11 protein-coding genes are annotated in these 13553 nt (G+C 64.8%); 10 read left to right on the top strand and 1 reads right to left on the bottom strand.

Annotated features, from left to right (window positions below; all coding sequences use genetic code 11):
- The first annotated feature begins 81 nt into the window (after positions 1-81).
- The 3 genes from G7020_RS00665 to G7020_RS00655 all read left to right on the top strand — a co-directional run bounded on the left by G7020_RS00665 (position 82) and on the right by G7020_RS00655 (position 2209).
- Positions 82-348, top strand: coding sequence for a PepSY domain-containing protein (locus G7020_RS00665; RefSeq protein ID WP_181082130.1), 267 nt, complete (start codon positions 82-84; stop codon positions 346-348).
- A gap of 410 nt (positions 349-758) precedes the next feature.
- Positions 759-1640 carry an RluA family pseudouridine synthase gene (locus tag G7020_RS00660; RefSeq protein WP_181082129.1) on the top strand — a complete coding sequence of 294 codons (882 nt, stop codon included), beginning with the start codon at positions 759-761 and terminating at the stop codon, positions 1638-1640.
- Positions 1641-1786: 146 nt separating this feature from the next.
- Positions 1787-2209, top strand: a complete 423-nt coding sequence (locus G7020_RS00655) for a DUF192 domain-containing protein (protein WP_181082128.1) — start codon at positions 1787-1789, stop codon at positions 2207-2209.
- 6 nt (positions 2210-2215) lie between these two features.
- Here the strand turns inward: G7020_RS00655 and G7020_RS00650 are convergent, their stop codons facing one another.
- Entirely contained in the window at positions 2216-2683 is a 468-nt protein-coding gene (locus G7020_RS00650; RefSeq protein WP_181082127.1) for an Lrp/AsnC family transcriptional regulator, read from the bottom strand.
- A gap of 198 nt (positions 2684-2881) precedes the next feature.
- On the opposite strand from G7020_RS00650, the gene G7020_RS00645 reads away from it, so the two are divergent.
- The 7 genes from G7020_RS00645 (at position 2882) to G7020_RS00615 (ending at position 13532) form a co-directional block, all read left to right on the top strand.
- Positions 2882-6352 carry an indolepyruvate ferredoxin oxidoreductase family protein gene (locus G7020_RS00645; RefSeq protein WP_181082126.1) on the top strand — a complete coding sequence of 1157 codons (3471 nt, stop codon included), beginning with the start codon at positions 2882-2884 and terminating at the stop codon, positions 6350-6352.
- 180 nt (positions 6353-6532) lie between these two features.
- Complete coding sequence (locus G7020_RS00640) at positions 6533-7618, top strand: Glu/Leu/Phe/Val dehydrogenase (protein ID WP_181082125.1); 1086 nt, start codon at positions 6533-6535, stop codon at positions 7616-7618.
- Positions 7619-8019: 401 nt separating this feature from the next.
- Positions 8020-9120, top strand: coding sequence for a 4-hydroxyphenylpyruvate dioxygenase (hppD, locus tag G7020_RS00635; RefSeq protein ID WP_181082124.1), 1101 nt, complete (start codon positions 8020-8022; stop codon positions 9118-9120).
- A gap of 31 nt (positions 9121-9151) precedes the next feature.
- On the top strand, positions 9152-10291 hold the full coding sequence (locus G7020_RS00630; RefSeq protein WP_181082123.1) for a homogentisate 1,2-dioxygenase: 1140 nt from the start codon (positions 9152-9154) through the stop codon (positions 10289-10291).
- Positions 10291-11274 (top strand): fumarylacetoacetate hydrolase family protein, encoded by a 984-nt coding sequence (locus tag G7020_RS00625; protein WP_181082122.1) that lies wholly within the window; start codon positions 10291-10293, stop codon positions 11272-11274. The genes G7020_RS00630 and G7020_RS00625 overlap by 1 nt, the downstream gene beginning before the upstream one ends.
- Positions 11264-11923 (top strand): maleylacetoacetate isomerase, encoded by a 660-nt coding sequence (gene maiA / locus G7020_RS00620; protein ID WP_181082121.1) that lies wholly within the window; start codon positions 11264-11266, stop codon positions 11921-11923. Before G7020_RS00625 ends, maiA begins: the two co-directional genes overlap by 11 nt.
- Before the next feature lie 148 nt (positions 11924-12071).
- On the top strand, positions 12072-13532 hold the full coding sequence (locus G7020_RS00615) for a sodium-dependent transporter (protein WP_181082120.1): 1461 nt from the start codon (positions 12072-12074) through the stop codon (positions 13530-13532).
- The last annotated feature ends 21 nt before the right edge of the window (positions 13533-13553 follow it).

Raw genomic sequence — 13553 nt, 5'->3', positions numbered from 1 at the left:
GAACCCTGTTGGGCGCCAAGGCTCGTATCTAGCAGGGCTGCAACGCAGCCGTGTCTCGAAAACCAGAAAAAGGATATAGCCATGTATCACAAGAAACTGACCGCTGCCCTTGCCGTAGTCGTTCTCGGAACCGCCAGCGGGATCGCGCTGGCCGACAAGCCCGGCGCCGACTGGATTACCCTTGAGCAGGCGGTAGAGAAGGCCAAGTCTGCCGGCTATACCCAGCTGCACTCCATCAGCGCCGATGATGATGTCTGGGAAGGCGAAGGCATGAAGGCCGACGGCAAGGTGTGGGAGTTCAAGATGGATGGCCGGACCGGGGAAATGACCAAGGAGAAGGAAGACTGATCGATGCCGGGGCATAAAAGCTCGCGGACAAGTCCGCTCCCACAGGGTTTGCGGTGCGCGCGGACTGTTGGAGGGGCCTTGGCCGCGAACGAAACCGCGCGGATGGTTCGGGTATCGATTCGCGGACAAGTCCGCTCCTACAGGTAGGTCTGTACATGGCCAGCGTGGCAGGTCTTGGCCATAGCCCAATGACCTGTTGCACGAGGCGGCTGCTTTTGTGGGAGCGAATTCATTCGCGAGCTTTTGGCGCTCCCATTCGCGGCTGAAGCCGCTCCCACGATGGGTTGGCGTATACCGGACCTGTGGGAGTGGCTTCAGCCACGAAGCTTTCTTGAAGCCGGCGCAAGGTCTGCGTTGCTTCAGGTCACTCGGTTATCATCGGCATCCCTTTCGCCGATGCCCCTGTCACCATGTCCGCTTCCAACGCCCGCAGCACGCTGCATTTGCCCCAGGGTGACTGGAGTACTGTGCTCGACTGCCTGTGCGCTCACTTCCCGACCATCGACCGCGCTATCTGGCTTGACCGCTTCGCCCGTGGCCGCGTGTTGGGAGCTGATGGTCAGGCACTCGATGTGGCGCATGCCTATCAGGTCGGGCTGAGGGTTCACTATTTTCGTGAGGTGCCCAACGAGCGACCGATTCCCTTCGAGGAACGCATCCTGCACCTCGACGAACATCTGCTGGTGGCGGACAAACCGCACTTTCTGCCGGTGATGCCGGCGGGCGGATACGTCAACGAAACCCTGCTGGCGCGCCTGAGCCAGCGGCTGGGTAATCCCGATCTGGTGCCGATTCATCGTATCGACCGGCTCACCGCCGGGCTGGTGCTGTTTTCCACCCATCCGGCCAGCCGTGGCGCCTATCAGGCGCTGTTTCGCGAGCGCCGGATCGACAAGTGCTACGAGGCGATCTGCCCGGCGCTGCCGGCGCTGGAGTTCCCGCGCCGGCAGCGGCTGCACATGGTCGAGGGCGAGCCCTTCTTCCTGATGTGCAAGGGCGACGGCGAACCCAACAGCGAGACCCGTATCGAGGTGCTGGAGCGCCGTGGTGAGTTCTGGCGCTACGCGTTGTACCCGGTGACCGGGCGCAAGCACCAGTTGCGCCTGCAGATGGCTACGCTGGGCGCTGGTATCTGCAACGATCCTTTCTATCCCGAGCTGATAGAGCGAGCGCGGCGTGATCAGGACGACTATGACAAACCGTTGAAACTGCTGGCGCGTGGGCTGGCATTTCGCGATCCGTTGACTGGCGAACGGCGCACCTTCGAGAGCCAGTTGCAGCTGGACTGGTAGCCGCTGCCCATGGCCGTCTATGCTCCGCCTTTTCCGATGGTCATGTTCCACTCATGTGGTGCCAGACTCAGGCCCCTCCCTCAAAAGCGCCTGCCTCGCGCAACTCATGATGGGGACATGGCCTTTCCGCTACGAGTGAAGCCCCGATGTGTATTTTTCGTCTGTTGCTCGCCACCGGCCTGGTCTGGCCGATTTTCGCCAATGCCGAAACCCTGCTCAAACTGAAGGTCGGCACTGCACCACTGCGCGCCGAATACGCCCACACACCAGCCGAGCGCGAGCGAGGTCTGATGGGCCGTACCGAACTGGCGGCTGACCGGGGCATGCTGTTCCGTTTCGATGATTTTCGCCGCCATTGCCTGTGGATGAAGAACACCCCGCTGCCGCTGTCCGCTGCCTTTCTGGATGAAGAGGGGAGCGTCGTCGATCTGATCGATCTTGAGCCGCTGAGCGAGACGATCCGCTGTTCGCGCAAGCCAGCGCGTTATGCGCTGGAGGTCAATCGGGGCTGGTTCGGGACAAACGGGATCGAAGCCGGGGATAGTGTGAAAGGCTTGCCGGGCTCTTAGCCATATTCAGTCCAGCGGCAGCTCGGTGGTGCGCTTCACTTCACTCATGGCGATGTGCGAGTGCGCTTCCTGCACGTGGGGTTGTTGCAGCAACTGGTCGCGCAGGAAACGCTCGTAGCTGTCGATATCCCTGGCCACCACCTTGAGCAGGTAGTCCGACTCGCCAGCCATGGTGTGGCACTCCATCACCTCGGGATAGCCGACCACGGCCTGCTCGAATTCATCCAGGTTGCTGCGCCCGTGAGCGGACAGCTTGATGTTGACGAACACCGTCATGTTCAGCCCGAGCTTCTTCGGGTTGAGCAGGGCGACCTTGCGCTCGATCAGTCCTTCCTCCTGCATGCGGTGGATGCGTCGCCAGCACGGCGACTGCGACAGCTCCACCTTTTCGGCGATCTCCGCGGCGGACAAATCGGCGTTGTGCTGCAGCAGCAGAAGGATCTTGCGGTCGAGGCTGCTCAGGGATGTCTGCATGGTTGTTCCTGCTTTCTTGTTTTTAGTGGATCGATCATGCGCGCAACCGCGCATCTATCGCAAAAATAGAAAGGAAATCTCCCGCCGTCACGGCCAGACTCATGACAGGTGCGAAAAGCGGGGTGATCCCCTGCGGTTTTCGCCAGGCGGGTGCGTACAACGCCGCCCTGACTCCGATAACAACAACAGGAGCGCCCCATGACTCTGGCCGAGATCCGTCTGGACGACAAATACCGGCTTGCGACCGGTCATCTGTACCTCACCGGCACCCAGGCGTTGACCCGCCTGCCGATGTTGCAGCACCAGCGTGACCAGGCCCGAGGCCTGAACACCGGTGGTTTCATTTCCGGTTATCGCGGCTCGCCGCTGGGCGGGCTCGACAAGAGCCTCTGGGACGCCCGCGACTACCTCAAGCAGCACGCCATCCATTTCCAGCCGGGCTTGAACGAGGAACTGGCCGCCACCGCCGTCTGGGGCAGTCAGCAGGCCAACCTGTTTCCCGGTGCGAAATACGACGGCGTGTTCGCCATGTGGTATGGCAAGGGGCCGGGGGTGGACCGTGCCGGCGACGTCTTCAAGCACGCCAACGCCGCCGGCGTCTCGCCCCACGGCGGGGTGCTGCTGCTGGCCGGCGACGACCACGGTTGCAAGTCCTCGACGCTGCCGCATCAGAGCGAGCATGCCTTTATCGCGGCCTCGATTCCCGTGCTGAACCCGGCCAACGTCCAGGAAATCCTCGACTACGGCATCATCGGCTGGGAGCTGTCGCGTTATTCCGGCTGCTGGGTGGCGCTCAAGACCATCGCCGAGAACGTCGATTCCTCCGCCGTGGTGGAGGTCGATCCGCTGCGGGTACAGACGCGCATTCCGCTGGATTTCCAGCTCCCCGAGGATGGCGTGCACATCCGCTGGCCGGACCCGCCGCTGGCCCAGGAAAAGCGTCTCAACCTGTTCAAGATCTACGCTGCGCGCGCCTTCGCCCGCGCCAACAACCTCAACCAGGTGATGCTGGATTCGCCCAGTCCGCGCCTGGGAATCATCACCACCGGCAAGTCCTACCTCGACGTGCGCCAGGCGCTCAATGACCTCGGCCTGGACGAAGAACTCTGTGCGCAGATCGGCCTGCGCCTGCTCAAGGTCGGCATGAGCTGGCCGCTGGAGCCCGTCTCGGTGCACGAATTCGCCCGTGGCCTGGACGAGATCCTGGTGGTCGAGGAGAAGCGCAGCATCATCGAGGACCAGCTCACCGGCCAGCTCTACAACTGGCCAGTGGACAAGCGCCCGCGAGTGGTCGGCGAGTTCGACGAGCAGGGCCGTTCGCTGCTGCCCAACCTCAGCGAGCTGACCCCGGCGATGATCGCCCGCGTCATCGCCAAACGCCTGGAACCCATCCTCACCAGCGAGATGATCCAGTCGCGGCTGGCCTTCCTCGATGCCAAGGAAAAGGCCCTCGCCGCGCGCAGCTACAGCACCGTGCGCACGCCGCACTATTGCTCCGGCTGCCCGCACAACACCTCGACCAAGGTGCCCGAGGGCAGCCGTGCTTCGGCGGGCATCGGCTGCCACTACATGGTGCAGTGGATGGACCGGCGCACCGAGACCTTCACCCAGATGGGCGGCGAGGGCGTCAACTGGATCGGCCAGGCGCCGTTCACCGACACCCCGCATATGTTCCAGAACCTTGGCGACGGCACCTACTTCCATTCCGGCAGCCTGGCGCTACGCGCGGCGGTGGCGGCGGGCGTCAACATCACCTTCAAGATCCTCTACAACGACGCCGTGGCCATGACCGGCGGCCAGCCCATCGACGGCGAACTGCGGGTCGATCAGCTCAGCCGGCAGGTGTTCGACGAAGGTGTCAAGCGTATCGCCCTGATCAGCGACGAGCCGGACAAATACCCCAGCCGCGACGGCTTCGCGCCCATCATGACCTTCCACCATCGCCGCGAGCTGGACGCCGTGCAGCGCGAGCTGCGCGAGTTCAAGGGTGTCTCGGTGATCATCTATGACCAGACCTGCGCCACCGAGAAACGCCGGCGACGCAAGCGCGGCAAGCTGGAAGACCCGGCCAAGCGCGTGTTCATCAACCCCGCCGTGTGCGAGGGCTGCGGCGATTGCGGCGAGAAATCCAACTGCCTGTCGGTGTCGCCGCTGGAGACCGAACTGGGGCGCAAGCGCGAGATCGACCAGAACGCCTGCAACAAGGACTACTCCTGCGTCGAGGGCTTCTGCCCGAGCTTCGTCACCGTGCATGGCGGCCAGCTGCGCAAGCCCGAGGCGGTGGGCCACGGCATCGAGGCGGCGGCGCTGCCCGAGCCGCAACATCCCTCGCTGGAGCGGCCCTGGAACGTGCTGATTCCCGGCGTTGGCGGCAGCGGCGTGACCACCCTCGGCGCACTGATCGGCATGGCTGCGCATCTGGAAGGCAAGGGCTGCACGGTGCTAGACCAGGCGGGCCTTGCGCAGAAGTTCGGTCCGGTGACCACCCATGTGCGCATCGCGGCGAAGCAGAGTGATATTTACGCCGTGCGCATCGCCGCCGGTGAAGCCGATCTGCTGCTGGGCTGCGACCTGATTGTCGCCGCTGGCGATGAGTCGCTGACACGGCTGAACGAGCAGATCAGCAACGCCGTAGTGAACAGCCATGAATCGGCCACCGCCGAGTTCACCCGCAACCCCGATGCCCAAGTGCCCGGCGAGGCCATGCGCCAGGCCATCGCCGATGCGGTCGGCGCCGACAAGACCCATTTCGTCGACGCTACCCGGCTGGCCACGCGACTGATGGGCGACAGCATCGCCACCAACCTGTTCCTGCTTGGCTTCGCTTATCAGCAGGGGTTGCTGCCGGTTACCGCCGAGGCCATCGAGAAGGCCATCGAACTCAACGGCACCTCCACCGAGCTCAACCGCCAGGCGTTCCGCTGGGGCCGGCGTGCGGTGCTGGAGCCTGAAGAGGTGGAGCAGCTGGCGCGCCCGCTGGAAACGGTCGAACCGATCCGCAGAACCCTGGAAGAGATCGTCGACTGGCGCGTGGACTTCCTTACCCAGTACCAGAACGCCGGCCTGGCACGACGTTATCGTCAGGTGGTGGAGCGCGTGCGCGAGGCCGATACGGCGGACGATCTGGCACTGTCCAAGGCGGTGGCGCGCTGCTACTTCAAGCTGCTGGCCTACAAGGACGAGTACGAGGTGGCGCGGCTGTACAGCGACCCCGCGTTTCGTCAGCAACTGGAGGCGCAGTTCGAGGGCGACTACCGGCTGCGGTTCCACCTGGCGCCGGCCTGGCTGGCCAGGATCGACCCCAAGACCGGCGAGCCACGCAAGCGCGAGTTCGGTCCGTGGATGCTCGATGCCTTCGGCGTGCTGGCGAAATTCCGCTTTCTGCGCGGGACGCCGCTGGATCCGTTCGGCTATGGGCATGATCGGTGCGTCGAACGCCAACTGATCGCCGATTACGAAAAGACCGTGGATGAGTTGCTGGCCCGACTCAAGCCCACCAACTATCGCACCGCCGTCGCTATCGCTGCGCTGCCCGAGCAGATCCGCGGCTATGGCCCGGTGAAGGAGCGCGCCATCGCCAAGGTGCGGCAGCAGGAAAAATTGCTGCGCGAGCGTTTCGACAGGGGCGATGAGGTGCAGAATGTGCGGCTGTTCCAGCCGGCGGCGTGAGTGGGTGCGCCACTGAAGGCTGATAGTCCCATGCTCCTGCGTGGGAACCGCTTGTAGAGCGCTCCAGTGTTCAGGACGCGGAGCATCCCCGGTGACGTCCCCACGCCGGAGCATGGGGATGTCACAAATGCAGGGCTCCGGAGCGCGGAGCCGGGCCAGACAACGACCAGCGAGGTAACCATGTCCGTATTCGCTCATCCCGATTTCGACCAGCACGAACAGGTGGTCTTCTGCCATGACCAGGCGTCGGGTCTCAAGGCCATCATCGCCATCCACGATACCCGCCTCGGGCCGGCGCTGGGCGGTTGCCGAATGTTCCCCTATGCCAGCGAGGACGAGGCCCTGCGCGACGTGCTGCGGCTGTCGCGCGGCATGACGCTCAAGTCCTCGCTGGCCGGCCTGGCACTCGGCGGCGGCAAGGCGGTGATCATCGGTGATCCGCACACCGGCAAGAGCCAGGCGCTGCTGCATGCCATGGGCGATTTCGTCGAAAGCCTTGGCGGACGCTACATCACCGCCGCCGATTCGGGCACCGGCGACGCTGAAATGCAGACCTTCGCCCAGCGCACCCGGCACGTGGCCGGTGCCGCGTCGCGTACCACCCTGGATGGCAGCATCGTCAGCGGCGACCCGTCGCCCTCGACGGCGCTCGGCGTGTTCACCGGCCTGCAGGAGGCGGTACGCCAGCGCCTCGGGCGTGATGACCTGGCCGGGCTGAAGGTCGCGATCCAGGGCGTCGGGCATGTCGGCCTGGGCCTGGCGCGCCGGCTCAAGGCCGCGGGTGCGGAGCTGTGGGTCTGCGATGTCTTCGAGGCCAACCTGCAACGCGCGATGGACGAGCTGGGCGCGCATGTGGTGCGTCCGCAAGATATCTACGGCCTGGACGTCGATGTGTTCGCGCCCTGCGCCATGGGCGGCATCCTCAACGAACAGACCCTGGAGCTGCTGCGCGCGCCGGTGATCGCCGGCGCCGCCAACAACCAGCTGGCCACGCCGGCCATCGGCGAAGCATTGCAGCGGCGCAACCAGCTCTGGGCGCCGGACTACGCGATCAATGCCGGCGGCATCATCGACGTCTACTACCAGCGCAGCGGCGGCAGCGCGGCGCAGATCGACAGCCATGTACGCAGCATCGGCGACACGCTCAGGGAAATCTTCACCCGCTCCACCGCCAGTGGCGAGCCGACCTCGGTCATCGCCGAGCGCCTGGCCATCGAACGGCTCGAAGCGGGCGGCCAGCCGGAGGCGCTGCGTCTGCACGCTTGACCCCAGGCGCCTTCCGGCTCGCAGCCCAGCCAAACCTCACGACCCGCCAGCTGGCGGGTCGTGTGTGTTTGGCTTGCCGCTGCACTGAGCTGGTTTTGTGGGGGCGCCCGCCAAACCGACGCTCATAGGCCGGTAGCGGCGGGTTTGCGCGCCTTGCTCTGATCAGGGTGCGGCAGCTTGTCGCATCGCCCTGTCAGCTTTTCGTTACGCCTGGAAAGCGCTGCAGCCACGGCCCGGCGTGGTTTTGGCCGTGTAACGAAAAGCTGACGCATCTGCGCCTGATGACCGGGCCATAGGGCCGTTTTTGACGCTTGTTACCGTAGTCAGGCTGGTTTGTGATGGCTGCGACACCTTGCAGGGTTATGCGCCCTGGTCAGCCCAAAACAACAACAGGAGGCGAGATGAACGCCGTGACCAAGATCGAGCAGCACAACCCCATCGGCACCGACGGCTTCGAGTTCGTCGAGTTCACCGCGCCGAACGATGAAGGCATCCAGCAGCTGCGCACGCTGTTCACCCAGATGGGCTTCACCGAAACCGCCAGGCACCGCTCCAAGGCCGTCTGGCTGTTTCAGCAGCACGACATCAACATCGTGCTCAACGGCAGCCCCACCGGGCATGTCCGCGAGTTTGCCGAAAAGCACGGGCCGAGCGCCTGCGCCATGGCCTTCCGCGTGAAGAACGCCGCCCAGGCCGCCGCCTACGTCGAATCCCAGGGCGCGACACTGGTGGGCAGCCATGCTAACTTCGGCGAGCTGAACATCCCCTGCGTCGAAGGCATCGGCGGTTCGCTGCTGTATCTGGTCGACCGCTACGGTGACAAGAGCATCTACGACGTTGATTTCGAGTTCATCGAAGGACGCACGCCGAACGACAATGCCGTCGGCCTGCAATGCATCGACCACCTGACCCACAACGTCATGCGTGGGCAGATGGACGTCTGGTCCGGCTTCTACGAGCGCATCGCCAACTTCCGCGAGATCCGCTACTTCGATATCGAGGGCAAGCTCACCGGGCTGTTTTCAAGAGCGATGACCGCGCCCTGCGGCAAGATCCGCATCCCGATCAACGAGTCGGCAGACGACAAGTCGCAGATCGAGGAATTCATCCGCGAGTACCACGGCGAGGGCATCCAGCACATCGCCCTGAGTACCGACGATATCTACGAGACAGTTCGGCGCCTGCGCGCCAACGGCGTGGATTTCATGAGCACCCCGGACACCTATTACGAGAAGGTCGATAGCCGCGTCGCCGGCCATGGCGAGCCCACCGAAGTGCTGCGCGAGCTGAATCTGCTGATCGACGGCGCGCCGGGCGTCGGTACGTCGGGCGATGACGGCATCCTCCTGCAGATCTTCACCAACACGGTGATCGGCCCGATCTTCTTCGAAATCATCCAGCGCAAGGGCAACCAGGGCTTCGGCGAGGGCAATTTCAAGGCGCTGTTCGAATCCATCGAGGAAGACCAGCTGCGCCGTGGCGTGATCAAGGCCGACGAATAAGCCCGGAGCCAGACATCACGAGGAGAGCCACATGAGCCGCAAATGGATCAGTTTTCCCATCCGCGAAGGGCAGTGCTCGCGTCAGGCGCACTGCGATTTTCCGCAGGGCACCTTCGAGCGCGAAATGGGCCGCGAAGGCTTCTTCGGCCCGGCTTCGCACCTGCATCACAAGCATCCGCCGACCGGCTGGATCGACTGGGAAGGCCCGCTGCGCCCGCACGCCTTCAACCTCAACCACATTCCCAGCGAGGGCGACTGCCCGCTGCAGGCGCCGCTGGCGCTGCACAATTCCGATATCAGGCTGCGCCTGTGGAAGACCAACGGCGCCATGCGCCATCTGGTGCGCAACAGCGATGGTGACGACCTGTTGTTCATCCACGAGGGCGCCGGGCATTTCTACTGTGATTTCGGCCACCTGGAATTCCGCGACGGCGACTACCTGATGGTCCCGCGCGGCACCGCATGGCGCATCGAGGCCAGCGAGCCGGTGTTCATGCTGCTGATCGAGAACACCGACGGCGCCTACCAGCTGCCGGAAAAAGGCCTGGTCGGCCCGCACGCGATATTCGACCCCGCCGTGCTCGACCATCCGCGCCTGGACGACGCCTTCCGCGCGCAGCAGGACGAGAACCCCTGGCAGATCCGCATCAAGCGGCGCAACCAGATCACCACCGTAACCTACCCTTACAACCCGCTGGACGTGGTCGGCTGGCATGGCGACAACACCGTGGTGCGGCTCAACTGGCGCGACATCCGCCCGCTGGTGAGCCATCGCTACCACCTGCCGCCGTCGGCGCACACCACCTTCGTCGCCAACGGTTTCGTGGTCTGCACCTTCACTCCGCGCCCGGTGGAGACCGATCCCGGTGCGTTGAAGGTGCCGTTCTTCCACAACAACGACGACTACGACGAAGTGCTGTTCTACCACCGCGGCAACTTCTTCAGCCGCGACAACATCGAGCAGGGCATGGTGACCTTCCATCCCTGCGGCTTCCCCCACGGGCCGCATCCGAAGGCGCTGAACAAGGCCAATACCGACCCGGCGACCTTCGCCGACGAGGTCGCGGTGATGATCGATACCCGCCGCGCGCTGGAGATCGGCGAGGCGGCCGCCGCCGTCGATGTTCCCGAATACGTCAACTCCTGGCGTGCGCCGGGCAAGGAATCCTGATGAAACTCGCATCCCTCAACCAGGGCCGCGACGGCGTGCTCGTCGTGGTCTCGCGCGATCTTGCCAGCGCCGTCAAGGTGCCGCAGGTCGCTGCCACGCTGCAGCTGGCGCTGGATGACTGGAACACCTGCAGGCCGAAGCTGGAGGCGGTCTACCAACGCCTCAACGACGGCCTGGAGGCGCTGGCCTTCGCCTTCGACCAGGGCGCCTGCCACAGCCCGTTGCCGCGCGCCTATCACTGGGCCGACGGCAGCGCCTACGTCAACCACGTGGAGCTGGTACGCAAGGCGCGCGGCGCCGAGATGCCGGAATCCTTCTGGCACGATCCGCTGATGTACCAGGGCGGCGCCGATACCTTCATCCCGCCGCACAGCCCGATCCGTCTGGCCGACGAGGCCTGGGGCATCGACCTGGAAGGCGAGCTGGCAGTGATCACCAGCGATGTGCCGATGGGCGCGACGCAGGCCGAAGCGGCCTCGCATATCCAGCTGCTGATGCTGGTCAACGACGTGTCGCTGCGCAACCTGATCCCCGGCGAGCTGGCCAAGGGCTTCGGCTTCTACCAGAGCAAGCCGTCGTCGAGCTTCTCGCCGGTGGCGGTGACGCCGGACGAGCTGGGCGAAGCCTGGAAGGACGGCAAGGTGCACCGGCCACTGGTCTCGCACATCAATGGCGAGCTGTTCGGCCAGCCGGACGCCGGCACCGACATGACCTTCAACTTCCCGACCCTGGTCGCCCATGCCGCGCGCACCCGTGCGCTGGGCGCCGGCACCATCATCGGCTCGGGCACGGTGTCGAACTACGACCGCAGCGCCGGTTCCTCGTGTCTGGCCGAGAAGCGCATGCTCGAAATGATCGAGCACGGCGAGGCGAAGACGCCGTTCCTCACGTTCGGCGACCGGGTGCGCATCGAGATGTTCGACGCAGCCGGGCAGAGCATCTTCGGTGCCATCGATCAGCAGGTCGAGCGCTATGGGCGCTGAGCTGACGCTCTACTCCTACTGGCGCTCCAGCGCCGCCTATCGGGTGCGCATCGCACTGAACCTCAAGGGCCTGGCCTATCGGCAGGTGCCGGTGCACCTGGTCAGGGACGGCGGCGAGCAGCGCGGCGAGCCGTACCGCGCCCTCAACCCGCAGCAACTGGTGCCGCTGCTGGTGGACGAGGGCAACGGTGGCGCGCGCATCAGCCAGTCGCTGGCGATCCTGGAATACCTCGACGAGGTATTTCCGGTGCCGGCGCTGCTGCCGGCCGATCCACTGGAGCGTGCCCGCGTGCGCGCCCTGGCCCTGCATATCGCTTGCGAAATCCACCCCCTGAACAACCTGCGCGTGCTGCAGTACCTGACAGGCGAACTGGGTGTGGATGACGAGGCGAAGGCCGCCTGGTACCGGCATTGGGTTGCTCAAGGCCTGACTGCCGTGGAGCAGGAGCTGGCCGACTTCCGCGACGGCCTGTCCATGAGTGAGCGCCCCGGCTACCTGGAGGCCTGCCTGGTGCCTCAGGTCTACAACGCCCGCCGCTTCGACTGCCCGCTCGATGCCTATCCGCGCATCCTCGCGCGGGTTGCCCGCTGCGAGGTGCTGGAAGCCTTCGCTAATGCCGCTCCGGAGGTGCAGCCAGACGCGAACTGAATGGACCTGCGCGCGAGCGGCTGCGCTTTCGCGCATCAACACCCATGAGGACACCGCGAACCGAATTACCCACAACCTTGCGTGCACTCCGTCGCGCCACGAACGCGGCGGGTTCGATCCGTCACAGATAAAAACAAGCAGGTGACGCATGACTCGTGAAAAACCGAAAAACCTCTGGCTGTCCCGTTGGGGCTTCATCCTGGCCGCGACCGGTTCGGCGGTGGGCCTGGGCAATATCTGGAAGTTTCCCTACATCACCGGCGAATTCGGCGGTGGCGCCTTCGTTCTGATGTATTTGGCCTGCATCTTCGCCATCGGTATCCCGTTGATGATGACCGAGATCGCCATCGGTCGGCGCGGTCGCGGCAGTCCCATCGACGCCATCGCCAGGGTGGTGCGTGAGAACAACGGCAATCCGGCCTGGAAGCTGGTCGGAACCATGGCCATGCTGGCCGGCTTCATGATCCTCTGCTTCTACGTGGTGGTGGCCGGCTGGGCCTTCGCCTACACGGTCAAGATGCTCGACGGCTCGCTGGCGGCCAGCAGCGTCGAGGGGCTGGCACAGGTGTTCGAGACGCACAACGCCAACCCCTGGGCGCTCGGCGGCTGGAGCGTGCTGGTGGCGCTACTGACGCTGTGGATCGTCGGCAAGGGCGTGCAGGCCGGGGTCGAACGGGCCTTCCGCTGGATGATGCCGGGGCTGGCGGTGATGCTGCTGATCCTGGTCGGCTATGCCTTCACCAGTGGCGGCTTCGATGAGGGCTTCGCCTTCCTGTTCAGCTTCGACACCTCCAGGCTCAGCGGCGAAGCACTGCTGGCCGCGCTGGGGCATGCCTTCTTCACCCTGAGCCTGGCCTCCGGCGCCATCCTCACCTATGGCTCCTACCTGCCGGATGACCAGTCTATCGCGCGGACCACCTTCACCGTGGTCATTGCCGATACCTGCGTCGCGCTGCTGGCGGGCCTGGCGATCTTCCCGATCATCTTCGCCAACGGCATGAGCCCGAGTGCCGGGCCGGGGCTGATCTTCATGAGCCTGCCGCTGGCCTTCCAGCAGATGCCCTTCGGCACTGCCTTCGGTGTGCTGTTCTTCGCCATGGTCTCGGTGGCGGCGCTGACTTCGGCGATTTCCATGATCGAGGCCACCGTCGCCTATCTGAACGAGAAATACGGCCTCAGCCGCAGGCGCGCCGCTGCAAGTTCCGGCGCGGTGCTGCTGACCATCAGCCTGCTGGCGATGCTCTCGTTCAACGTCGGCGCCGAGTGGAAACTGTTCGGGACCACCGTGTTCGACGGGCTCGACTACCTGACCTCGCGCTGGATGATGCCGCTGGGGGGCATCTTCATCGCCGTGCTCGCCGGTTACTGCCTGCGCTCGCAGATCATGCGCGATGAACTGGGCTTGTCGCCGACCGGCTACGCGCTATGGCTGTACATGGTGCGCTACGTCTGCCCGGTGCTGATCCTCATGGTGTTCCTGCACGCCCTCGGCTGGCTGGGCTTCGACCCGCTGCAGCGCTGGTACTGGATCGCTGCCGGAATTGGTCTGCTGACGGTGCTTGGCGAGGCCTTGCGGCCACGGGGGCTGCCGGCCCTGACTGATAGCTGATCCGCATCTGTTCAGAAAACC

This window comes from Stutzerimonas stutzeri, from assembly GCF_013522825.1.
GTDB classification, from domain to species: domain Bacteria; phylum Pseudomonadota; class Gammaproteobacteria; order Pseudomonadales; family Pseudomonadaceae; genus Stutzerimonas; species Stutzerimonas stutzeri_AK.
This window is presented reverse-complemented; position numbering and strand designations above follow the sequence as displayed.

Bases quoted from the DNA above. Each gene is read 5' to 3' on its own strand.
- G7020_RS00665 (WP_181082130.1), top strand. From the start codon at position 82: ATGTATCACAAGAAACTGACCGCTGCCCTTGCCGTAGTCGTTCTCGGA.
- G7020_RS00660 (WP_181082129.1), top strand. From the start codon at position 759: ATGTCCGCTTCCAACGCCCGCAGCACGCTGCATTTGCCCCAGGGTGAC.
- G7020_RS00655 (WP_181082128.1), top strand. From the start codon at position 1,787: ATGTGTATTTTTCGTCTGTTGCTCGCCACCGGCCTGGTCTGGCCGATT.
- G7020_RS00650 (WP_181082127.1), bottom strand. From the start codon at position 2,683: ATGCAGACATCCCTGAGCAGCCTCGACCGCAAGATCCTTCTGCTGCTG.
- G7020_RS00645 (WP_181082126.1), top strand. From the start codon at position 2,882: ATGACTCTGGCCGAGATCCGTCTGGACGACAAATACCGGCTTGCGACC.
- G7020_RS00640 (WP_181082125.1), top strand. From the start codon at position 6,533: ATGTCCGTATTCGCTCATCCCGATTTCGACCAGCACGAACAGGTGGTC.
- hppD (WP_181082124.1), top strand. From the start codon at position 8,020: ATGAACGCCGTGACCAAGATCGAGCAGCACAACCCCATCGGCACCGAC.
- G7020_RS00630 (WP_181082123.1), top strand. From the start codon at position 9,152: ATGAGCCGCAAATGGATCAGTTTTCCCATCCGCGAAGGGCAGTGCTCG.
- G7020_RS00625 (WP_181082122.1), top strand. From the start codon at position 10,291: ATGAAACTCGCATCCCTCAACCAGGGCCGCGACGGCGTGCTCGTCGTG.
- maiA (WP_181082121.1), top strand. From the start codon at position 11,264: ATGGGCGCTGAGCTGACGCTCTACTCCTACTGGCGCTCCAGCGCCGCC.
- G7020_RS00615 (WP_181082120.1), top strand. From the start codon at position 12,072: ATGACTCGTGAAAAACCGAAAAACCTCTGGCTGTCCCGTTGGGGCTTC.